Origin of the sequence: Cronobacter malonaticus LMG 23826, assembly GCF_001277215.2 — a bacterium.
Lineage (GTDB): Bacteria > Pseudomonadota > Gammaproteobacteria > Enterobacterales > Enterobacteriaceae > Cronobacter > Cronobacter malonaticus.
In genome coordinates this window covers 2,038,871-2,059,808 of the sequence record NZ_CP013940.1, presented here as the reverse complement: position 1 = coordinate 2,059,808, position 20,938 = coordinate 2,038,871, and the positions used below count along the sequence as shown (strand labels likewise).

The following is a 20,938-nucleotide window of genomic DNA, read 5'->3' as shown; positions in this document are numbered from 1 at the left end:
CCGATGCACTCCGGCGCCCACTTCGACCCACAGCTTGGCCTGGATATTCATCTGTATCCGTGGCCGCTGCCGACGCCGCATATCGGCCTGGTGTTCGACGTGTTCGACTATCTGCCGTTTATCGGCACGACGGTGCATGTGAATGGCATCCGCCGCGCCAGCGCCGGAACGGGCGGCATCGTGATTCATATTCCGACCGGCGGGGCGTGGGTGCCGCCGCTGCGTATGCCGGGCGGCCCGCAGCTTGATGACGAGCTTTTTATGGGCAGTAAAACCGTGGCGGTGGACGGCGAGCCATTCTCACGCATCGGAATGCCGGTACTGAGCTGCAATATTGTCGGCATGATGCCGCCGTTCCGGCCAAAGCGCGCCGCCAAACCTAAGCTGCCGTCGCTGACGCTGCCGCTCACGTTCAACCTGGCGCTGCCGAATAATGTCATCGTCGGCGGGCCGCCGACCGTTAACCTGATGGCGCTGCTGATGCGCGCGGGCTTAAGCGGGCTCGGCAAAGGGCTTAAAAAGCTGAAGGCCACGCCACAGTGGCGGCTCTTTATGCGTCGCTTCGCGAAGTTTCGACAGAAACTCTTTCGCAATATGGAGCCGGGTTTTCTTAAATGCCGTGTACTCCGCGCCGAGCCGGTGGATATCCGCGACGGCAGCGTGCATCTGGAACATCGCGATTTCCTTCTGCCGGGGCGGCTGCCGCTTGACTGGGGGCGCTTTTACTCCTCGGCGGATATCGACCAGCAAGGGCTGTGCGGCTTCGGCTGGCTGACGCCCGCCGATACCACGCTTGAGGTGCTGCGCGAGGAAGGCGTGGCACTGCTGACCCAGCCGGAGGGCGTCACGCTGTTCGCCGGTCTGCCTGAGATGCCAGGGCGTGAACACGCCGTTTTTGGCCTGCCGGACGGCAGCCGACTCTGGTATGAGGAGCAGGGCGGCGATCGCGGCTGGCACGTCGAACAGGAGGGCGCGTTTATCTGGCGTTTCGCCGGGCGCGACGGCCTGCTCAAGGTGACAGCCATTGCCGATCGCAACCACAATCGCTGGCAGTTTGAGCGCGACGGCGGGCAGCTCACGCACCTGTGCGAATACAGCGCTGAAGGCGTCACGGGCCGCGAGATCCTCGTGACCTGTCAGCACGGCAGGCTTCAGGCGATGCAGCTGCGCATCGCGCAGGACGGCGAGGTCACGCCGCTCACCCGCTATGAGTATGACGACGCGGGCCAGCTCTGCGCGGAGATAGACGCGCTGTCTCATCCCCGGCGTTTTCATTACCGGCAACGGCGAATGGTCAGCCACATTGACCGCAACGGTCAGGGGTTTCATTACGCCTATGACGACGCCTGGCGAGTGGTGCACGCGTGGGGCGACGGCGGCGTCTGGGATTATCATTTCGAGTATCACACGCTATTAAATGAAGTGGCGGTCACCGATTCGCTCGGCCATGTGTCGCGTATTACCTTTGATGAGAACGGCCTGCCTGTGTCGGAGATCGACCCTCTCGGCGGCAACACCGTGTTCCGCTATGACGATGTGGGCCGCACGGTGGAGGTGACAGAGCCGGACGGCAGCCAGTACCGCTGGGAGTATGACGAGCAGGGGCGCATGACGGCGGAGCATTTGCCGGGCGGCGGCGTGGTGCGCGCCACCTTTAACGACGATGGCCAGCCCCTGTGCGTAACCGATGAAAGCGGGGCGCAGTGGGTCTCTTCGTATGACGCGGCGGGCAACCTCACCGAAGGGCGCGACCCGACAGGCGTTTCTGCGCATTACGTTTACGATGCGCTCGGGCAGCTGCGCGAAGCCGACGTGCCAGGGCGCGGGCTTACGCGCTACGACTATGACCATTACGGGTTTCTTGCGGTCATTCAGGAAGCCGGTGCGGGAGTGACCCGGTTGCGCCATTCGCCGCGCGGCAATCTTCTCGACAAACGTGACGCCAGCGGCGGCGTGACCCGCTATTTCTGGGACAGGAAAGACCGGCTTGTCGCGATGCAGACGTCAGGCGGGCAGGAGATCCGCGTCGAATACAACCGTGAAGATGAGCCGGTGCGCTACACCGATGAATCAGGCCAGGAAACGCGATTTGACTACAACGCCACGGGGATGGTCACGGCCTGCCACACGCCGGACGGCGCGCAGACGGGCTATGAATACGATCCTGAAGACCGCCTGCTCGCCGTTATCAACCAGAACGGCGAACGCTGGGCGCTGTCGCGTGACGCGCTGGGCCGCGTGGAGACGGAAAACGACTACTGGGGACAGGCGACGCGCTACCTGTGGGATAAAGGCGACCGGCTGATAAGCCGCCTCGATCCGCTGGGGCGCGAGGTGCGCTACGGTTACGACGCCGCGGGCCGCGTGCGTGAACAGCGCACAGGCGACACCTTGACCGCCCGCTACCATTATGACGACGCCGGCCGCCTGACGCTGTGCGAAAACCCGTGGCGGCGGCTCGCCTGGCGCTATGATCGCGCAGGCCGCGTGTTATGTGAGGATCAGGACGGCTTTCAGCTCCGCTATGGCTACACCGCCCGCGGCCTGCCGGCGTATCGCGAGAGCGACGCCGGGCATCGTGTGGGTTATGACTGGAATGAAAACGACCAGTTGATCGGTGTGCAGCTAAACGACGACGCGCCCGTTGTGCTGCGTTATGACGAGACGGGCAGGCTCGCGAGCGAGCAGCTTTCCCCGGCCATCCGGCGCGCGATGCAGTATGACGCGCAGGGAAGGCTGGCGGCGCAGGAAGTGACCCGGAGCGATCAACCGCTGTTCGCGAGCGGCTTTGCCTACGATCGCACCGGTAATATGACGCTGCGCCAGGACAGCCAGTGGGGCGATGACCGTTACCACTACGATCCGGTCGGCCGTCTTATCGCACATACTGAACCCGACAACCGGCTACGCCAGTTTGTGCAGGATGCCGCAGGCAATCATCTGCACACACGCATTCAGGCGGTGGATGACTCCCCGGGCGGCTGGTTTCGTGAAGGCGTTCACGAGGGCGTGCGCTACGTCTTTGACCGCGCAGGCGAACTGCGCCAGCGCCGTAACCTGCAAATCGGCGAGGCGAAAGAAGATTTCCTGTGGGATGAGAACCGCCAGCTTATCGCGGTGCGCAAGGGTGAGCATCAGGTGCGCTACGGCTATGACGCGCTCGGGCGGCGCGTGTTCAAAGAGACGCCGGAAGAGACGCGCTGGTTTTACTGGCAGGGCGACGCGCTGGCTGGCGAAACGGTTACGCGCACGGCCGCGCCGCTCGCTCCCTTAAGCCTTTTCGACATCGGCGGGCGCATCAAACGCGAGCAGGCGCAGGCAACACTTTTTCATCGGATGCGTGAATACATCTACTACCCCGGCACGTTCCGCCCGCTGGCCTTCCTGACGCAGGAGGCAGGCGTGCGCGAAAGCTGGCACTATCACTGCGATCCGAACGGCGCACCGGTGCGCATCACGTCGGTTGAAGGGGAGATAGTCTGGTCAGAACGCACCGGGGTATGGGGTGAAAAAGGCCCGGTTTACGCCAGCCGCATTGAAAACCCGCTGCGCTTCCAGGGCCAGTATTTCGACCCCGAAACGGGTTTACATTACAACCGCTATCGCTACTATGATCCGGCCATCGCGGCCTATATCAGCCAGGACCCGATAGGGATGCTGGGCGGGGGAAATCCTTATCGCTACGCACCTAATGCGCTGATATGGATTGATCCGTTGGGTTTGATTCGCGGCCCGGTTTCCTTACCCGACGAACCCGGTATTTATATCATTCATGCAGGCGGAAAATCTTATGTAGGTTCGGCAGGCATTAAGCAGCAAGGCATGCTTTCACGTGTATCAAGCCCTGAACACGCTCACGCGCAAAGGTTACTTTCTCAACCTGATGTTAAGATTCAGTATGTCCGTGTTCACCTCAATGATTCTCTCACTGAAAGTGAAAGAAATAATATTTTACGATATTTTGAACAGCGTGAGTTTGATAAAGAAGTCAAGCGGGTAGGTATAAACAATATGCTTAATGATCCGCATGCGAGGATTCAGGCTGAAGGAAAAAGAAATTATGCGCTGTCATTAATTTCGAAAAATAAAGTTCGCGCTTCAGGCAGACGTACCACTTGTAAAAAGAGTTAGGACGAGGGAGTAAAATGCAACAGAGTAAACTTAGCGCTATCACGCATGATTATTTGCCAGATAAGAACAAGGGTTATTATTGCATGGGGAGTAAATCTGCCTGCCAGCCATTTGCTGCGGATGGCGCAAAAATTATTCCCTGGTCTAAAGATCCTGAATTTGATGATGGTGTCGTCTCGCTTCGTCTGGTGCTTACCGACAAAAATGTGAAATCGCTAAAGGGCCGGCCACCGCAATGGCTGCAAGGCTTATCTAATCTAACGTTTCTGCAAATGCCGCTTGAATTAATGGTGAACATGGAGCCGGGTGATCTTCCCGTCGGACTTAAAAGTTTAATGTTAGTTCATTCTGAAACAAGTGTTTATTCCGCGCCCATTGCATGGAAAGCGCTTGCCGAATCGACTGCATTAGAGGCGTTAATATTACAGAATGATTTCGGGTCAGTAAGTTGCGCTGCTTTTACTTACGTTAGTGACTTCCGGATGTTGAATTTAACATTTCTGTCCTATGATTCTTCAAAAAATGGTAAGCTTGCCACGCTGATTGATAATCAAAAAATTTTCGAGTCAATCAGTATCGATAACATAACCAAAGATGAAATAAATTCAGAGGCTGTAAGAAATGCCTCCGGACTAAGTTTGATCGGCGTTGATAAATCCATAGATCTTCATTCTCTTGAAGGCCTGAGCAATCTGGAAGCTATTTTCATCAATGGCGCAAAATGCGAAATTGATTGTGGTGTTTTTGATAAAATCCCAAAAATCAAAGAAGTGGAAATTATCAATAGCAAGAAAATAACTAATCCCGCTGCGCTGTTAGCTAACCGAAACATTAAAAAAATCGTGGTGGTGAATTGTGGAAACCCTTTCAAAAAGTCTAAGGGCGAGGTTAACCCTTCAGACTACGACGTTCTTGATATAGATTTTTCATGATGTTTTTTGAAGGGTGATTAAGTCTCGTGAAATTCGAGTATTTCCCTCCGCGGGTGCGCTTCGCTTACCCGCGCTACGCACTCTTTGCGGCGTATTATTTCCGTAGGGTGGGTAAGCCTGCGCATCCACCATTGGGTTAAATCCGCGGGTGCGCTTTGCTTATCCGCGATACAAATACACATCCAGATTTAATATCCCATGCCGTATTTACTCACGCCGCCTTCACCACGCCTTTCAATAACGCGTAATCATATAACCGGTCGCGGGCGATATTTTTCATTTTCACTTCGCACATAATATCGAAATCGGTGAAGGAGAGCGCCCAGTCGTTCAGCGTACTGTTGAAATAATAATCGGAATGCGCGCGCAGTTTGGTTTTGGGAATGCCGAGCTGTGACTGTTCAGGAAAACCCTGTTCCGGGATCAGCCCTTCCTGAGAGATGGAATAATGCATGACCGGGCGCACGCCGCGCCATGATGCTTTTATCTGTTCAATACGCGGATCGTCCGGCGTAATAAATGCATTCTCTTTTACCCAGTGGTGGTGAATATCCAGCACAATCGGGCAGAGTGCCTGCGCCTGTAATACATCGTCCAGCGAACAGGAGATTTCGTCATTTTCCACGGTCAGCATCCGCTGCGCCTGCGGGCTTAAGCGGCTAAACGCCTCGCGAAAGCCTTCGAAACCGCGCTTGCCGTTCATATGGATATTGATTTTGAAATCCTGAAACCGTTGACCATACCCCATCATCACGGCGCAGAGCGCATGATATTCCACATCCTCAATGGCTCTTTCCACAACATCAGGGTTATCTGACGCAAGTACCGAATACTGGCCGGGGTGAAAAGAGAGACGAATATCGTGGGTGCGGGCAAACTCGCCGCAGCGGGTAAATAATGGCGCCAGATCGGGTAAAAACGCCTGATAGACCGGACCCGCCTCCGGCACGGTATAAAGCGGCAATAAATCGCTGCCAATACGCATCATCCTTAACGCCGCCGGTAACTCCGCGAGTTGTTGCAGGGTGAGATAAAGGTTGTTCAGATTGGTCTGTGCAAGCTGCGATAACAGCGTCAGACGCGCCTCATGGCCGAGACTTAAAAAACGGGTGCGAGTCGTCGATTTAAACGGAAATTCCTGTTTGAGCCCTGAATCTAAAAATTTACACGCGAAACCTAATTTCATGCACCCTCCGGTTGTCAGTAGTTCCAGTGTAGCAGGTCGCTAACCGGGCGTTTCGGTGGGCTGTAGAGCTTAAGTTTAAGCAAAACGGTTATACTTTCCGTTTGCTGCGGCCACGCCGCGCTTTCACTGACGTATCAGAATCAACTTATGAAATTACTCTCCTGGCGCATTTTTCTTCCTGTCATCGCCTGCGCGGCGCTGGCGTACTGGTGGCTGACGCCACATTTCAGCGATGAAGATAAGGCGTATTACGCCTCGGTGTTCTGCACAATCCAGACAGAAAAGCCCGATAACTGGGCTGCGAGCATGGAAAATGTGATTGAAGGCAGCAATAACGACTACGCGCTGCAACGCCAGCACTACTCCGCTGCGCTTGCCCAAAAAGTCATCCGCACCTGGCAGGGGCTGGATAACACAACGCGCGACGGGCTCGCGAGCGCCCCGCAAACCTGCGGCCAACAACTCGCCCACCTGATGCGCTGACGGCGGCTACACTCAGTGGAGGTTATTTACTTCGCTGAGGTCGCCTTGCTGTCAGGACATCAATTTCTCGCCCTGAGCGGGTTCTCGCTTATTGCCGCCGCCTACGGGCTGGCGCGTTTCTCGTGGGGATTACAGCTACCCGAAGTTATCCGGGATATTCCAATGTCTTCGACGCTGGTCGGCGCGCTTTCGGCGCTGTCCTTTGCGGCCTATGGTCTCGCGAGCGTGGCATCGTCACTCTGCACCGCGCGCACCGGCCCGCGGCTGCCTGCGCTTCTTGCCGGGCTGTTTGCGATTCTCGGTCTGGTTGTGCTTTCACAGGCGTCCGGTCCGCTCTGGCTCGCCGTGGGGGTCATCTTCGCCGGGATAAGCTCCGGGCTGGTCTCGCCGCCAATGGCGGAAGCGGTGAACCGCGATGTCACACCACCGAAGCGCCCTGGCGTCAATACGGTCATTAACGCCGGAACGGGTGGGGGCATTATTTTATCCGCGCTCGCCGTACTGCTGATGCCGGGCCACTGGCGTGAGATCTGGCTGCTTTTCGCCGGGCTCGCACTCGTTCCGACGTTTATGGCGTGGCGCGCCATGCCGTCCGGCGCGGCGGGTGATCGTGCTTCGCTTAAAACTCAGCTTGCAGCGCTTCGGCGGCCCGCGCTGCGTCCGCCGCTTATTGTCGCCCTGTTAAGCGGTGTGGTGAGCGCGGCCTACTGGTCTTTCGGACCGCTGATGTTTCAGTCGCAGGCGGGTATGAAAGGGAGCGACGTCACGCTGCTCTGGCTTGTAACAGGTATATCGGGCTGCTTCGGGGTGCTGACAGGGGTACTGATTGGGCGCACTGGCATTAATGCCGCACACCGCCTGATGCAGCTGCTGACGCTCGCTGCGTTCGGACTGCTGGCGCTCTCTTCGGCATACCCCTGGCTCTGCTGGGGCGTGGCGGCATTGTATGGCTTTGCGTATATCACGCTCTCCGGTGTTTTGCTGATCAGCGGTGTGGCTGCCGCGGGCGCATTTCCGGCGGCGGGCCTCGGCGCGGTGTTTTTACTGCTCGCGATTGGCCAGATGGCCGGTTCGGCGCTCTTTGGCTGGCTGCTGGATACCTTAAGCGCCGTGCCTGCGCTCGGGATTTTCGGGCTACTGACGCTGCTCGCGCTCTCTTTACCGGCTGAGCGAACAGAAAATGCGCCCCCGGATATATGCTCAAGAAAGCCTGCCGCACGCCGATAAGCATCTTATAAAGCCTCGCCTTAAGGGGCGTGACAGGCGTAAGCGTAATACCTCGGGAGCTTACGCCTGGCTTGCGGTTCTGCCGGCGGAGTGCCGGAAGAGTGTATCCAGGAATGTTTTGGTGCCGGTCGAACAAGCAGCGCACCGCTGTAATGGACGTCGAAAAACGAAACCGGAGGTTGAAATGTATTCCTTCATAGCGCGACAGCCTATCTTTGATGCGTCGCTGAACACGGTGGCTTACGAGCTACTCTACCGGGATGGGCTGACCAATGCCTTTCCGGCCGTTACGCCTGAGTTCGCGACCAGCCAGTTGCTCGCCGATCATTTTCTGGTAACGCCGTTACAGCGTCTGTCAGGAAAACATACGTCTTTTATCAACTTCCCGTATGAGATGATCGTCAACGGGCTGGCGCAATCGCTGCCGCGCCAGAATGTTGTGATAGAAATCCTTGAGAATAGCGTGCCGGATAACGCGCTGTTTACCACCGTGCGCGATATGTATGAGGAGGGCTACTGCTTCGCACTGGATGATTTCACGCTGGAGAGCGAATGGAGCCGCTTTCTGCCTTACATCAGCGTCATTAAGTTTGATATTCAGTCCACAAGCGTTGAGCAAATCAAAGCGTTCCTGAAAGCGCATCCGAACCTGCGCTGCAAACTGCTGGCTGAAAAAGTCGAGCGTCGTGAGGAATTTGATCAGTATCTGCAGCTCGGTTTTCATCTTTTCCAGGGCTATTTCTACAGTAAGCCGGAACTCATCAAAACCAAAAAATTGCCTGAGCAAAAAGTTTTTATTCTTGAGCTTATCCGCGAGGTGAACGCGGCGCGCCCGGATATGGCGAAGATAGAAAAGCTGATCAGCCGCGACGTGGCGATCACCTATAAGCTGATGCGCTACGTCAATAACATAAAATATCAGCATAACTATCACGCTAACGCCGAATCGCTGCCGTTTCGCAGCATTTTCGCGTTTCTTGGGCTCTACGAGCTGAAAAGATTTATTACTATCCTCGCGGTCACGCACATCAGCGATACGTCGGTGAGCGAGCTTTATAACGTCAGTCTGGTATACGGGCGATTTTGCGAACTGGCGGCGCACCGCATTGGCGGCGTGAGCGAGGACGATGCGTTTATCGCCGGGCTGTTCTCGCGCCTCGACGCGATTATGGATATCCCGATGGATGCGCTGCTGGAGCAGATTTACGTCTCGAAGGAAGTCAAAAAAGCGCTGCTTAATCGGGAAGGGGTGCCGGGCGCGCTGGTTCGGTTGTGCGAGGCGTTTGAATGCGCCGACTGGCCGCAGGTGGTGAGCGTCGCGCAGGAGCTGGATCTTACGGAACGGGATATCATCGATATGACGCATGAAGCGGTGAAATGGGGCGATACGATTATCTGATTTTTTCACGCCGGGCGGCCCGTCTGACGCCGCCTTCGCGCGCTCGGGCTAAAACGCGGTTTCGATATTTCCGTCATTCTCGCGCATCTTGACTACGCTTTTACAGGCACGCTGACGTGCGGCGCCTGGGCGCTGCCGTCGCTGGTTCTGGATGACTTCAGGAGACGGATATGCACCCCCACACGACCGCACGATCCCCGGCTGCCGCCGTGGCGCTTTATGAACTGCTCAACCCCATTCCTTTAGGCTTCTTCACGGCCGCCTGGATTTTCGACATCCTCTACATGAAAAGCTACGTGCAGATGTGGACCGATGCCGCCAGCTGGCTAATCGCCATCGGTCTTGTTATCGCCATCATTCCGCGCCTGATTAGCCTCGGGCAGATCTGGCCCGGGCGTCGCCATCTGCATGGCCCGGCGCAGCGGCTGCACTTCTGGCTGAATCTGGTGGCTATTGTGCTGGCCATTTTCAACGCCTTTATTCACAGCCGAGATGCTTACGCCGTGGTGCCTGCGGGCGTCATTCTTTCAACGCTGGTCGTGGTGCTGATGCTGCTGGCGAATGTTCAACTCGCGTTACGCCAACGCGCTGCTTAAGGAGAAGCCCGTATGAACAACATTCATCGTCTCGCGCTGGCCGTGTCGCTGGGCGTTCTGCTTAGCGGCTGTGATAACAGCGCCACGCTCGATCCGCAAAAACAGGTCGGGCCAAACCCGGAACTCCCGGAAGCGAAAAACTTCCTGCTGCCGCCGATGCAGGTGCCGGAAGGCGTGGCCTGGAAAGAGGGCGAAAAGCCGAAGGTGGCGCAGGGGCTGAAGATTGAAAAAATCGCCGACGGGCTGATGCATCCGCGCCAGGTCTATGTACTGCCCAATAACGATATTCTGGTGGCGGAATCCAACGGCACGCCAAAACCGACCACGCGCCCGAAACAGCTCATTATGGGCGTGGTGCAAAAGGCGTCGGGCAAGGGCGGGCCGGGCGGCAACCGCATTACGCTTTTGCGTAACGTGAACGGCAAATGGGAAAAGCATAACTTTATTGAAAACCTTAACGCGCCGTTCGGCATTCAGCTCACCGGCAATACGCTGTGGGTGGCGAACGCCGACAGCCTGGTGAAGTTGCCGTATCAGGAAGGGCAAACGGCGATCCGCACGCCGGGCGAAGAGGTCACCGAACTGCCGGGCGGGCCGATCAACCACCACTGGACCAAAGCGCTGCTGGCAAGCCCGGATGGCAGCAAGCTCTACGTGGGCGTCGGCTCCAACAGCAACATCACGGAAAACGGCATCGGCGCGGAGTATCGCCGCGCGGCGGTGCTGGAAGTGGACGCCGCTACCGGCGCCAGCCGTATCTACGCGAGCGGCCTGCGCAACCCGACCGGCCTCCAGTGGGAGCCTGAGAGCGGCAAGCTCTGGGCGATTGTTAACGAGCGCGACGAAATCGGCTCCGATCTGGTGCCGGATTATATGACGTCAGTACAGGAGAAGGGCTTTTACGGCTGGCCGTACAGCTATTTCGGCAATCACGTCGATAAACGCGCCGAGCCGCAGCGCCCGGATTTGGTGGCGAAAGCTATTAAGCCTGACTACGCCCTCGGCTCGCACGTCGCGCCGCTTGGCCTGCATTTTTATACCGGCGATAACATGCCGCAGTATCGCGGCGGGGCGTTCGTGAGCGAACACGGCAGCTGGAACCGCTCGCCGCTTAACGGGTATCAGGTGGTATGGGTGAAATTTGAAAACGGCAAGCCGGTCGGGATGCCGCAGCCGGTCGTCACAGGTTTCCTGACCGACGATCAAAAAAAGGTGCGCGGGCTGCCGGTTGGTGTGACGCAGGACAAATCCGGCGCGCTGCTGATTGCCGACGACGCCGGTAACGCCATCTGGCGCGTGAGCGCAGCGCAATAAAACCAAGGCCGCCGTACGCGGCCTTTTTCCTTTCCAAAAGGGCGTGAAAGCGCCTGCTATACTTTTCTTTCATTCATCAGCAAGGAGTTAACGATGCCGGAATCCACCCAACGCGACGGGATGCCTTATTTTCTGTTTCTCTGCGAAGGCCGTGTGCTGGCGCAAAACATTGACGGCCGGATTATCGATCTCGGCGAAGCCACGCAAGAGCACGGCACTTTCGCCTGGCGACTTGATGGCAATGATGAGCATGGCGAAGGGTTGAAAAATGCCGGGGCGGTGCTCGATGATATCGCTGAACATCTGACGTTTTTGTTTATCGACGGGCAGTTTACCAGCCTGCCTGATGTCTCTGACGACTACGCAGGAAAGCTCGATGACGCCCCCGCGAAAGAGATTGTGCTCAGTGAACTGAGCGACAAGGGCGGTGACGATAACCCGCCGGTGGTGTAAACCCCGCGAGGCCACAGAAGATCTGTGGCCCCCAGGCTTACCCACGATTACTGGCGAGATCGGGCGGCGTATTATGATTTAGCGTCACGACCGAACTGATATTATCCGGCAGGCGACGCGCCTCTAAATAAACGGTCTGCCAGTAAGGATTATCTAAAGAGGAGCGGGTGACGCCTTTACTGGTTGAGGCGTGAATAAATTCGCCGTTCGAGTCATAAAAACCAACATGCAGCCCGCCTTTAATACGGAAGAACACCAGATCGCCTGGACGCAGTTTATTTTTATCAACGCCTTTGCCCATGTGAATTAATTCCCGCGTGGTGACGCGCGCCATCGGCAAATTAAACCGGTCGTGCAGCGTGCGCCAGACAAAACCGGAGCAGTCGATGCCATCGCGCTTTGTGCCGCCCCATTGATAGGGCGTGTCCTGCCAGGTGTTCATCTGGTCGTGAAGGGCGGCGATAACGGGGATCAGGTCTGGCTGGCGGCTACTGGCGGTGGCGTCAGGCAGCGGGGCGACCGTTTTGGGTTTTGGGGCTTTGGTGGCGCATCCCGTCAGATAAGCACAGAACAAAAGGGCAAATAAGGGTTTGGCGGGGAAATCCATATCGACTCACTGACACGCGGTAATTTAGGTTAGGTGCCGGAATTCTTACTAAAAATGCGTCTCATCTCCAGCGCTTTCTCATCCTTTACAATTACTGACACTCAGAAGAAATATTATTCTGCCTCAGACGCATTCTGGCGAAGATATTAATGAACAGAAACAACTCGTTGTGCATAAAAGGCTTTACATCGGGGTCAGAAGTATTATTTACGGCTCAATGCTATAACGTGCCGTAATTATCCCTGGGCAGAATTAATGTCATTATTGATAGCCAATGGTGGGTGCGCTCCGCTTACCCACCCTACGGAAATAACATGCGTAGTACGTAGCGCGGTTAAGCAAAGCGCACCTACGGGTTTGCCCGGGATAGTGGCGCAAGCGCGTAGCGCGGGTAAGCAGAGCGCACCCGCGGAAGGCGATTATTCATGTAACGTTACCGCATCGCTGTGACCATTCTGGCGCAGCGTTTCCAGCAGGCGCGCTTTGCGCTGTTCAAGTTCCTCTATCTGTTCTTCAATATCTTTCAGGCGCTGATACTGTACGGCCTGGGTTTCCGGGCAGAACCTTGCGCCTTCTACCAGCAACATGCAATCGGGAAAGCTGCGGATCTCGGCCACGCTAAAACCGGTGGCGATGAGCCGCTGGATCTGGCGCACCTGAATGATGGCCTGCTTATCGAAATAGCGGTAGCCGTTGCAGGCGCGAACGGCCGCCAGTAAGCCGTTGTTGTGATAGTGCCGGATGGCGCGAGCGCTCACGCCGGTGGCTTTGGCCAGTTCGCCAATGGTCAGTTGCATGGTTTTTCCTCATCAGACGCTTGACTCTGACATTAATGTCAACGTTCAGGCTAGCCAGGAACCCATTAATGAGGAAGCGAAAATGCCTGCATTGATATCCCGTACTTTAATAATGCTGCTGTTCCTGATGACTGCCGCCGCGAATGGAGCAGAGCGGCGCTATACCGTCACCGCGCCGGATGGCGTTCCGATTGCCGTGCAGGAGAGCGGCAACCCGGACGGCCCGGCGATAATTTTCATTCACGGGCTGCTGGGCAGCCATCTCAACTGGCGCCGGCAAATCGCCGACCCGCAGTTGCAACGTTTCCGGCTAATAACCTTTGATTTGCGCGGTCACGGGCTTTCCGGGAAACCGGACACCGACGCGGCGTATCGGGAGGGCAGGCGATGGGCAGACGATCTGGCAGCGGTTATCAACAAGAGCCAGGCGAAGCGGCCGGTGCTGGTCGGCTGGTCACTCGGCGGCGCGGTGATTTCAGCGTATCTGGCGGCGTATGGCGACAGCCGGATCGGCGGCGCGTTATATGTGGGCGGCGTGGTGGAATTAACGCCCGCGCTGATAACCGCGCATCCGGCTATTTATCGCGACATGACGGCGGCGGATTTACAAACGCATCTCGATGGCGAGCGCGAATTTTTGCGGCTCTGTTTTTACCAGCAGCCGGACAGCGACACCTTTGAGCGTCTGCTGGCTAACGCGGCGATGGCATCCTGGACCATGCAGCGTAACGTGCCGCAGATACAGGTTCCCGCCGAAAAAGCGCTGAGCAGTGCGCGCGTGCCGTTGCTGTTTATCTACGGCCAGCACGACGCGCTGGTTAACGCGGACGCCTCGCTGGAAAGAGCGAAAGCGATCAATCCGCGCATACGTTCTGACATTTATGCGAACGCCGGACATGCGCCATTTATGGAAGACGCCGCGCGGTTTAATGCGCAACTGGAAGAGTTTGCTGATGACGCCGTAGCGCGGGTAAGCAGAACGCACCCGCAGAAGGCGATGTAAAAAAATGTGCGCTACGTGAAATCTGAGAAAAATTGCGAGGCTCAGGCCAGCAGATTTCGCGTAGCGCGCGGGTGGAAAACAGACGCTTTGCTGTTCGCGCTGTTAAGGCACGCAGGGCAGGCAATAACGGCCGGCGTCCGGCGGACCGGGTCAATCAGCGTGATTCCGATGCCAGATGTTATTTAACATAATATACATTATGCGTACCAAGGCGGAATCCAGGAGATGTTCAGTAAGTTCGGGCCGGATTCCTCACGCCGATAAGATGTTGCGGGAACACATAACGACTGAGAATCGGCATGCTACTTTGCCACCGCGGGTGCGCTCTGCTTACCCGCGCTACCAGCTTCATCTGTTACGTTGAATTCATTGCGCTCCGCGGGTGCGCTTCGCTTACCCACGCTACCTGGTGACGCTGCCACCTTATGTTGCGCAAGGCATAGCGCTCAATCGCTGATGTACGAAATCAATGAACGCTCTTGTTTTCGCCGGCAAAAAACGCCGGTTCGAATACACCGCGAATAACTGCAACGGTGCTGCGGCTTGTTCAAACTCAACCTCGATGAGCCGTCCATCGTTAATGTAAGGCTGACAGGCTTGTTTTGACAGAATGGCAAAACCGACGCCGGCGACTGCGGCGCCTCCCGCCATCTCTCCGCTATTGACGCGATAATGTCCTTTCACCTTTATCGTCTCGAATTCCCCTTTTGTATTTACAAACTGCCAGGGCGCTCCTTTCAGCGCGCTGACCGTGGTAATACAAGGCAATTCTTCAAATTGCCGTATATGAGTTGGTATTCCGTAACGCTGAATGACCGAGGGTGCGGCGACGATGGTGCACGGAATGGTCATCAGATGACGGGCAATGTAGTCACTGTCATCCAGTTGCCCACGGGTAATAATGATTGCGACATCGAGATCGTCTCGCAGGGATTCGAAACCTGACAAATTGGTGATGCAGCTGATTTCAAGATCAGGGTTTTGGCAGGCGAAATCGGCAATAGCCGAACCCAGCAACGCAGGACCTGATTCACTGGGAATACAGATACGCAGCGGCCCCTTAAGCTGCATTTGCCGCAACGTTAATTCCGTCTCCGTTTGCTCAAGCGCCTCCAGTAATGGCTTCGCCCGGCTGTAAAGCAGATGCCCTGCCTGGGTGAGTTTCATATGCCGTGTGCTGCGCTCAATAAGTTGCAGATTCAGTTTTTCTTCTAACTGCGCAATACAGCGGCTGACATTGGAGGTCGGCATTGCAAGGGCTTTCGATGCCCCGACAAAACTTTCTTTTTCAACCACTGCAACGAACACTTTCAGGCTATTAAAATCCAGCGCCGGACGCATCAACTATCCCAATTCTGATAACAAAGAATGCCTTTTTTACCATATAAAAATCACTATTGGTATCAGATAAACTCAGTTTTCGTTTATCAACAGGTTGTTTGTTATGCCACTGGAAACACAGATCGTTAATGATAAATCCGTTATGCGGATAGCTCTTGTTATCGCTTTTATACAGTTCGCCAATGCGCTGGAATATATGGCGTTCACGCCCGTTTTTACTTTTATGGCGGACGAATTTGCGGTGCCTGTATCGTTTTCTGGTTATGTATCGGGTATTTATACATTGGGGGCCGTTATTTCTGGCGTAGCGGCGTTTTATTGGGTGGAGAGATTTAATAAAAAGCGATTTTTATTCCGCAATATGCTGCTGCTTGGAGTGTTTACTTGTTTATGCACAGTGAGCACGCATATTGGCACGCTTCTGGTAATACGATTCTGCGCAGGCCTGGTGGGTGGCACAACAATGGGTGTGGGCATGAGTATTTTAATAAATTCGGCCCCAGCACCATTACGCGGGAAAATGCTGGCCACGGTGATTGCCTCATTTTCGATGGTAAGCATCGTCGGTATGCCAGCGGTCATGTTTTTATGTACCCATTATGGATGGCAGGCTTCGCTATGGTTAATCAGTGTGTTATGTCTGGTTTGTTTGCCGCTAATTGCGTTTACTCTTCCCCGCGATGCGGTTTCATCAGGCATAAAACCTAAACTCTCTTTTGATGGTCAAACCTTACTTTTTGCATCATCAACTGCACTGGTGCAATTTAGCCCCATGCTTATTATCCCCATTTTAACGCCTTTACTGATTCAATTTATGAACACACAAGAAACGCTCCTGCCGCTATTATTTTTAAGCGGAGGCATTGCAGGTTATGCGTTTACAAAAATAACAGGGATTCTTACATCGCGAATATCTTTTCTGGCTCTGTCTGTCCTTTCAACGCTGTTATTTATGGTAAGCTTGCTCATTCCTGCGATGGGGTTTAAGAATGTTTTTCTCTTTATCACCCTGTTTCTTGGCGCCTCCTATAGCCGACTGGTTTGCGCCTCGGCAGTGTCGGTTCACTACCCTGCAAATGATCAAAGAGCCAGTTTTTCGTCACTACAGACAGCAATGATGTATCTGATAACCACCCTCGCGTTCTTTCTCTCTTCTTTATTACTTCCTGAGCACGCAATAAATCCGCAAAAACTGAACAGACTACTGGTCATAAGTGCGCTGAGCGCGGCGGGATTTCCCGTCATGGTGGTCATCATGAAAAAGAAACTGGCTAAACGCTTCGTCAGTCATAAAGCCAGCGGCCAGCCCGGGCCGATTCAATAAGCATGCCGATGGTAAAAAACGGCACAATGGGGATCTCGCGTTTACGAAATGGATTGAACATAACGCTCAGCGGTGGATCGGGCGGATAGTAAGTCGTAATGGAGAAATTGCCCCGCGCCACGTTAAACGTTGTAAAGAAATCCTCCATCAGCGCCAGCGCTTCGTCATCGTCCAGCTGCAGGTCAAAATCAAGATCCGTCTGTTCGGTCAGTTCAGGTTTGCCGAACAGATAAAAGCCGTCATGCTTGCGAACATGCGCGTAAACCCGCGCTTCCAGGCTGTCGTTTGTCATTGCTGTCTCCGCGCCAGCGCTTGCTGTTCAACCCGCGCGATAAAATCGTTTTTCAGTTCGCTGTAGACGTCCGACTGAAAACCGCTGTCGCGCGCGGCCGCGAATTTTATCTGCGCATATTCCTGCATGACATCATCATGGCGGCGTAGATAATCACAAAACGCCAGGTGACGCGTCACGTGGTCGCTTGCGGCCACGAACGCATGGAGATGATGCGTGCGCACGGCCTCGCCTTTAATAAAGTAACGCCTGCCCGGAATGCCGTACTCGCCGCGCGGTGTGTAGCCCAGCGCTTGCATCGCGGCGTTGCAGGCGTCAAGCGCATCAAGGCTTAAAACCTCAACCAGCATATCGATAACCGGTTTGGCTGCAAGCCCCGGCACCGACGTACTGCCAATATGATGAACGGCCAGCGCAACGTCGCCGAGCGCTTTACGCACCCTTTTCTCTTCTTCAGCAAATTGCGCTGTCCAGGCCGGATTGTAAGGTTCCAGCATTATCTGTCTTCCGGCCATCTTTTTCCTTTATATGGTCAGCCCGGCTGAACCGTTTCTGTAGTGATTTGCGCGCCCGGCATCATCGCGGCCAGGCCTTCAGCAAGTTCAAGCGCGGCGGCGGCGGCGGCCTCGTCCGGCATGGCCGGTAAGCACTCCAGAATAAACCACATCTCCTGCGCCTGCGAATCGAGCCGCGTGCGCACGCCCTGACGCCAGTTCCAGCGGCGGCACGTCACGCCCGCGTCGTCACGCCAGACCGGTTCGCCAGGCTCCGGGGATTCATTCACCGGCTCGCCGTCTTTAAAGGTATCGAACGCTTCGCTGCCGTCGGCGATGACCAGACGCGGCTCGCCCTGATACGCCGCGCGGTTTTCCCCGCCAATGGGCACCGCGTATTTAATGCTCACGGCGTTATAGAGATCGACCACCGGATCGAGCGACGCCATCGTGCCGTCACGCGCGACCCGTTTACGCAGCGCCTGGGCGGAACACGGCGTGCGTTTTGGCTTTGCGCCAAACGCCTGAAAAACGGCGTCCCAGGCGGCAAGATGCGCCTGCGCCCACGGAAAATCGTTCTCCTGCACGTGGCGGCAGGCATCTTCCAGCGCGCTTCTTCCCACGCTTTCATCAGCCAGCGGCGCGGCAATAACGTTGATGCTGATGGCCCGGAACCCCGGCGCGAGACGAGCGATTTCCGGGGCAATTGACGGTGTTAATGGTTTCATTGGATAATCTCGTAATGACTATTTTATTTCATGGTAATGACCAGTGACCCATAAAGTCAATATAATGACTGAACCCGGTGCCGATGTTGACTCGCTCAGCGTCGCCCTGGCGCAAAAGCTGAAAAGCTGGCGTAAGGAACATAAAGTGACGCTGGATGCGCTCTCGCAGCGCGCGGGCGTCAGTAAGGGCATGCTGGTAGAGCTTGAAAAAGCCGCTGCCAACCCGAGTATCGCCATCTTATGTAAGGTAGCGGCCGCGCTGGGGTTATCAGTGGCGGATCTGCTGGATGTGGCGAGCCAGCCTGCCGCGCGGTTGATCGAAGCCACGCAAATCCCGGTTTTGTGGACAGGTGAAAATGGCGGTACGGCGCGTTTGCTTGCCGGAACCAGCGGGCCGAATATGGTGGAGCTGTGGCGCTGGGAGATGCACCCCGGCGATGTCTTCACCTCGCCGGGCCATCCACAGGGAACGTCTGAGCTATTACACGTTGAGCAGGGCGTACTCACGCTTGGCGTCAATGATGAAGTGTTGCAGGTCAGCGCGGGTGCCTCCGCCGTGGCGCGCACCGATGCCCCGCACCGTTACGCCAATGAACAGCAAGATACGCTGATCTTTACCATGACGGTTCATGAACCGCACTGATTCGTGACAACGTCACCTTTAAACCGCTTGCTGAGCGTCAGGTGGTTTATCTGCCCCGCCCGATAATCCACGTTATCAACACAGGCAACGATCAGCATCAGCCCTCTCCCGCCTTCGCGCATTAGCGCCGCTTCGTCGTCCTGCGCGCAATCGCGGGCGGCCTCCAGTTTGCCGTCGGGGATCGCGTGGCCGTCATCGGTGAAAACAGCTCGCGCAAAGGCTTCACCCTGCTGAAATTCAACGGTAAACGTGCGCTCAGGCGTCTCTTGCAGCGCATGGCGAATCACGTTCGCCGCCGCCTCGCACACTGCCAGATCGAATTCGAAACGCCAGCTGTCATCCACCGGTAGCGGCGCCATAAACTGCGCCAGCGCGTCGGCGAGCGGGCCTAGCGCATCGAGGCGCGCGGGAAGCGTCAGAATAACGCTCACCGGCTTATCCTTTTTGCAGCCGGGCCAGCGCGGCGGCGCGGTCCGGGCAGAGGATAAACACGCGGTCCATGCGGGTCAGCTTAAACATATTCATGATGTTGCTGTTCAGCGAACAGAGCGCCATCTCTCCCTTGCCGTTCATCTGCTTAAAGAGTGCGATCAGCGTGCCGAGGCAGCTACTGTCGATAAAATCGACGCGCGAAAAATCGATAACCAGTCCGCCCGTGGTGCGGTTTATCTCTTCGCTTACGCCCTGGCGAAACGCGGCGGCGACCGAGGCGTCAAGCCGTCTTGCCACCGGCGTTATCACGCTCACGCCGTCCAGATGTTCAGTCTCAAGATTCATCGCGCACTCCCTCGTGGCTTCTTTCAATAATTAACAGTGAAACGTCATCGGCCATTGCCACCTGATCGCCCTGCTTTCTGGCGCGCCAGTCAACGAGCTTGTCATGAAGCGCCGGGAAAATATCTTCAAGCGGGCTGAAAACGTGACGTTGTAACCACTGCTCCAGCCGCTCATGGCCAAACTGCTCCTGCTGGGGGTTTTCGCACTCTGTAATGCCGTCGCTGTAGAGGCACAGACGGTCGCCGGGCTTAAGCGTAAACGTGGCATCTTCCCAGCTCAGACTTTCCAGTAAGCCCACCGGCGCCCCGCCGCTGCCGATACGGGTCATGGAGCCGTCCGGGTGCGTAATAAACGGCGTTGGGTGTCCGGCCTGGCAGAGCTTGCCCTCTCCGGTTTCGGTGTCGATCACGCCGTAAATCATCGTGAAATAGCTGACGATTTCGGTGTCGTCATGGCAGAAGCGTTCGTTCAGAATGCGGATAACCTCATGCGGCGCGGTGATGCCGTCGCCGTCGAACAGAAAACGCTCCACCGCGCGGCCATGCAGAAACTGGCGTGCCACGGCAAGCGACATCATCGCCGCGCCCACGCCGTGCCCCGCCACGTCCACGCAGTAAAAACCGAGGTGGCGGTCTAGCGGGAAAATATTAAAGATGTCGCCGGAGACATACGCTGACGGCACAAACAGCCAGTCGGCGAAGAACCTGTCATACTGCATGCGCCGGGCCGGGAGTACCGAGCGCTGTAGCTGCGCCGCCGCCTGGAGATCGCTTTCGATTTGCGAGAGCGCCTCGCGAAGCCGCGCGTTACGCGCCGCGAGCGTCGCTTCCAGCTCCAGTATGCGCTCGCCCGCGTGCAGCCTGGCGCGCAGTTCGCTCTGATTGACCGGCTTGCTGAGAAAATCGTCCGCGCCCGCCTCGAACCCTAACGCCAGGTCGTCCACGCTCTCCCGCGCCGTTAACAAAATCAGGTAGATGTAGTGTTCCTGGAAGCGCGCGCGGATCTCCTGGCACAGCGTCAGGCCGTCCATCACCGGCATCTCCCAGTCGCTCAGCACCATGTTGACCGGCTGGGTGGCCAGCACGTCGAGCGCCGCGACGCCGTTGACGGCTTCCAGCACGTCATAGCCCCATTTCCCCAGCATGCTGCCGAGCAGCCGCCGGTAAACGGTGGAGTCATCAACAATTAAAACCCGCTGTCTGTCCGGCATC

General features: G+C 56.2%; 21 protein-coding genes. 11 read left to right on the top strand and 10 right to left on the bottom strand.

Features of this window, described 5'->3' with window-relative positions; all coding sequences use genetic code 11:
* Positions 1 to 3: 3 nt before the first annotated feature.
* Together AFK66_RS09785 and AFK66_RS09780 are read left to right on the top strand one after the other, a co-directional pair.
* The gene (locus AFK66_RS09785) at positions 4 to 4,131 is read left to right on the top strand and encodes an RHS repeat-associated core domain-containing protein (protein WP_038882483.1); all 4,128 of its coding nucleotides are present in this window, start codon (positions 4 to 6) and stop codon (positions 4,129 to 4,131) included.
* 14 nt (positions 4,132 to 4,145) lie between these two features.
* Positions 4,146 to 5,063 carry a hypothetical protein gene (locus AFK66_RS09780; RefSeq protein WP_007775075.1) on the top strand — a complete coding sequence of 306 codons (918 nt, stop codon included), beginning with the start codon at positions 4,146 to 4,148 and terminating at the stop codon, positions 5,061 to 5,063.
* Between the two features lie 211 nt (positions 5,064 to 5,274).
* Here the strand turns inward: AFK66_RS09780 and uvsE are convergent, their stop codons facing one another.
* Entirely contained in the window at positions 5,275 to 6,249 is a 975-nt protein-coding gene (gene uvsE, locus AFK66_RS09775) for a UV DNA damage repair endonuclease UvsE (protein WP_007775077.1), read from the bottom strand.
* 147 nt (positions 6,250 to 6,396) lie between these two features.
* Here uvsE and AFK66_RS09770 point away from each other — a divergent pair, with 147 nt between their 5' ends.
* From AFK66_RS09770 to AFK66_RS09745, 6 genes are all read left to right on the top strand, one after another.
* On the top strand, positions 6,397 to 6,732 hold the full coding sequence (locus AFK66_RS09770; protein ID WP_007775079.1) for a hypothetical protein: 336 nt from the start codon (positions 6,397 to 6,399) through the stop codon (positions 6,730 to 6,732).
* Positions 6,733 to 6,777: 45 nt separating this feature from the next.
* Positions 6,778 to 7,959, top strand: a complete 1,182-nt coding sequence (locus tag AFK66_RS09765) for an MFS transporter (protein ID WP_202628960.1) — start codon at positions 6,778 to 6,780, stop codon at positions 7,957 to 7,959.
* 184 nt (positions 7,960 to 8,143) lie between these two features.
* Positions 8,144 to 9,358 carry an EAL and HDOD domain-containing protein gene (locus tag AFK66_RS09760; RefSeq protein ID WP_007775085.1) on the top strand — a complete coding sequence of 405 codons (1,215 nt, stop codon included), beginning with the start codon at positions 8,144 to 8,146 and terminating at the stop codon, positions 9,356 to 9,358.
* Between the two features lie 170 nt (positions 9,359 to 9,528).
* Positions 9,529 to 9,954 carry a DUF2231 domain-containing protein gene (locus AFK66_RS09755; protein ID WP_004384940.1) on the top strand — a complete coding sequence of 142 codons (426 nt, stop codon included), beginning with the start codon at positions 9,529 to 9,531 and terminating at the stop codon, positions 9,952 to 9,954.
* Between the two features lie 12 nt (positions 9,955 to 9,966).
* On the top strand, positions 9,967 to 11,268 hold the full coding sequence (locus AFK66_RS09750) for a PQQ-dependent sugar dehydrogenase (protein ID WP_023898771.1): 1,302 nt from the start codon (positions 9,967 to 9,969) through the stop codon (positions 11,266 to 11,268).
* Positions 11,269 to 11,361: 93 nt separating this feature from the next.
* Positions 11,362 to 11,721, top strand: a complete 360-nt coding sequence (locus AFK66_RS09745; RefSeq protein WP_007778762.1) for a hypothetical protein — start codon at positions 11,362 to 11,364, stop codon at positions 11,719 to 11,721.
* Positions 11,722 to 11,758: 37 nt separating this feature from the next.
* Here the strand turns inward: AFK66_RS09745 and AFK66_RS09740 are convergent, their stop codons facing one another.
* Entirely contained in the window at positions 11,759 to 12,328 is a 570-nt protein-coding gene (locus AFK66_RS09740) for a C40 family peptidase (RefSeq protein ID WP_007778759.1), read from the bottom strand.
* Positions 12,329 to 12,747: 419 nt separating this feature from the next.
* A complete protein-coding gene (locus tag AFK66_RS09735; RefSeq protein WP_007775088.1) occupies positions 12,748 to 13,125 on the bottom strand; it encodes a MerR family transcriptional regulator in 378 nt (125 codons plus the stop codon).
* 82 nt (positions 13,126 to 13,207) lie between these two features.
* Between AFK66_RS09735 and AFK66_RS09730 the strand changes: the two genes are divergently transcribed.
* Positions 13,208 to 14,128: an alpha/beta fold hydrolase gene (locus AFK66_RS09730; protein ID WP_007775091.1), complete on the top strand. Its 921-nt coding sequence runs from the start codon at positions 13,208 to 13,210 to the stop codon at positions 14,126 to 14,128.
* A gap of 423 nt (positions 14,129 to 14,551) precedes the next feature.
* Here AFK66_RS09730 and AFK66_RS09725 read toward each other — a convergent pair whose 3' ends face one another.
* Positions 14,552 to 15,469: a LysR family transcriptional regulator gene (locus tag AFK66_RS09725; protein WP_007775093.1), complete on the bottom strand. Its 918-nt coding sequence runs from the start codon at positions 15,467 to 15,469 to the stop codon at positions 14,552 to 14,554.
* 103 nt (positions 15,470 to 15,572) lie between these two features.
* Here AFK66_RS09725 and AFK66_RS09720 point away from each other — a divergent pair, with 103 nt between their 5' ends.
* The gene (locus AFK66_RS09720; protein ID WP_007775108.1) at positions 15,573 to 16,793 is read left to right on the top strand and encodes an MFS transporter; all 1,221 of its coding nucleotides are present in this window, start codon (positions 15,573 to 15,575) and stop codon (positions 16,791 to 16,793) included.
* Here the strand turns inward: AFK66_RS09720 and AFK66_RS09715 are convergent.
* The 3 genes from AFK66_RS09715 to AFK66_RS09705 are packed head-to-tail and all read right to left on the bottom strand — an operon-like array spanning position 16,753 to position 18,307.
* Positions 16,753 to 17,085: a DUF1493 family protein gene (locus AFK66_RS09715; RefSeq protein WP_007775111.1), complete on the bottom strand. Its 333-nt coding sequence runs from the start codon at positions 17,083 to 17,085 to the stop codon at positions 16,753 to 16,755. The genes AFK66_RS09720 and AFK66_RS09715 overlap by 41 nt on opposite strands.
* Positions 17,082 to 17,600, bottom strand: a complete 519-nt coding sequence (locus tag AFK66_RS09710) for a GrpB family protein (protein ID WP_023898769.1) — start codon at positions 17,598 to 17,600, stop codon at positions 17,082 to 17,084. The genes AFK66_RS09715 and AFK66_RS09710 overlap by 4 nt, the downstream gene beginning before the upstream one ends.
* Before the next feature lie 17 nt (positions 17,601 to 17,617).
* Positions 17,618 to 18,307, bottom strand: coding sequence for a B3/B4 domain-containing protein (locus tag AFK66_RS09705; protein WP_007775115.1), 690 nt, complete (start codon positions 18,305 to 18,307; stop codon positions 17,618 to 17,620).
* Between the two features lie 43 nt (positions 18,308 to 18,350).
* Here AFK66_RS09705 and AFK66_RS09700 point away from each other — a divergent pair, with 43 nt between their 5' ends.
* Entirely contained in the window at positions 18,351 to 18,950 is a 600-nt protein-coding gene (locus AFK66_RS09700) for a helix-turn-helix domain-containing protein (protein WP_023898766.1), read from the top strand.
* On the opposite strand, the gene AFK66_RS09695 is transcribed toward AFK66_RS09700, so the two are convergent.
* The 3 genes from AFK66_RS09695 to AFK66_RS09685 are packed head-to-tail and all read right to left on the bottom strand — an operon-like array spanning position 18,935 to position 20,937.
* Entirely contained in the window at positions 18,935 to 19,381 is a 447-nt protein-coding gene (locus tag AFK66_RS09695) for an ATP-binding protein (RefSeq protein ID WP_007775121.1), read from the bottom strand. The genes AFK66_RS09700 and AFK66_RS09695 overlap by 16 nt on opposite strands.
* Positions 19,382 to 19,385: 4 nt before the next feature.
* The gene (locus AFK66_RS09690) at positions 19,386 to 19,727 is read right to left on the bottom strand and encodes an STAS domain-containing protein (protein ID WP_007775124.1); all 342 of its coding nucleotides are present in this window, start codon (positions 19,725 to 19,727) and stop codon (positions 19,386 to 19,388) included.
* Positions 19,717 to 20,937, bottom strand: a complete 1,221-nt coding sequence (locus AFK66_RS09685) for a PP2C family protein-serine/threonine phosphatase (RefSeq protein WP_023898765.1) — start codon at positions 20,935 to 20,937, stop codon at positions 19,717 to 19,719. The genes AFK66_RS09690 and AFK66_RS09685 overlap by 11 nt, the downstream gene beginning before the upstream one ends.
* Position 20,938 lies beyond the last annotated feature (1 nt).

Bases quoted from the DNA above. Each gene is read 5' to 3' on its own strand.
- AFK66_RS09740 (WP_007778759.1), bottom strand. From the start codon at position 12,328: ATGGATTTCCCCGCCAAACCCTTATTTGCCCTTTTGTTCTGTGCTTAT.
- AFK66_RS09730 (WP_007775091.1), top strand. From the start codon at position 13,208: ATGCCTGCATTGATATCCCGTACTTTAATAATGCTGCTGTTCCTGATG.
- AFK66_RS09710 (WP_023898769.1), bottom strand. From the start codon at position 17,600: ATGGCCGGAAGACAGATAATGCTGGAACCTTACAATCCGGCCTGGACA.
- AFK66_RS09760 (WP_007775085.1), top strand. From the start codon at position 8,144: ATGTATTCCTTCATAGCGCGACAGCCTATCTTTGATGCGTCGCTGAAC.
- AFK66_RS09785 (WP_038882483.1), top strand. From the start codon at position 4: ATGCACTCCGGCGCCCACTTCGACCCACAGCTTGGCCTGGATATTCAT.
- AFK66_RS09725 (WP_007775093.1), bottom strand. From the start codon at position 15,469: ATGCGTCCGGCGCTGGATTTTAATAGCCTGAAAGTGTTCGTTGCAGTG.
- AFK66_RS09745 (WP_007778762.1), top strand. From the start codon at position 11,362: ATGCCGGAATCCACCCAACGCGACGGGATGCCTTATTTTCTGTTTCTC.
- AFK66_RS09780 (WP_007775075.1), top strand. From the start codon at position 4,146: ATGCAACAGAGTAAACTTAGCGCTATCACGCATGATTATTTGCCAGAT.
- AFK66_RS09720 (WP_007775108.1), top strand. From the start codon at position 15,573: ATGCCACTGGAAACACAGATCGTTAATGATAAATCCGTTATGCGGATA.
- AFK66_RS09690 (WP_007775124.1), bottom strand. From the start codon at position 19,727: ATGAATCTTGAGACTGAACATCTGGACGGCGTGAGCGTGATAACGCCG.
- AFK66_RS09705 (WP_007775115.1), bottom strand. From the start codon at position 18,307: ATGAAACCATTAACACCGTCAATTGCCCCGGAAATCGCTCGTCTCGCG.
- AFK66_RS09770 (WP_007775079.1), top strand. From the start codon at position 6,397: ATGAAATTACTCTCCTGGCGCATTTTTCTTCCTGTCATCGCCTGCGCG.
- uvsE (WP_007775077.1), bottom strand. From the start codon at position 6,249: ATGAAATTAGGTTTCGCGTGTAAATTTTTAGATTCAGGGCTCAAACAG.
- AFK66_RS09755 (WP_004384940.1), top strand. From the start codon at position 9,529: ATGCACCCCCACACGACCGCACGATCCCCGGCTGCCGCCGTGGCGCTT.
- AFK66_RS09715 (WP_007775111.1), bottom strand. From the start codon at position 17,085: ATGACAAACGACAGCCTGGAAGCGCGGGTTTACGCGCATGTTCGCAAG.
- AFK66_RS09685 (WP_023898765.1), bottom strand. From the start codon at position 20,937: ATGCCGGACAGACAGCGGGTTTTAATTGTTGATGACTCCACCGTTTAC.
- AFK66_RS09735 (WP_007775088.1), bottom strand. From the start codon at position 13,125: ATGCAACTGACCATTGGCGAACTGGCCAAAGCCACCGGCGTGAGCGCT.
- AFK66_RS09750 (WP_023898771.1), top strand. From the start codon at position 9,967: ATGAACAACATTCATCGTCTCGCGCTGGCCGTGTCGCTGGGCGTTCTG.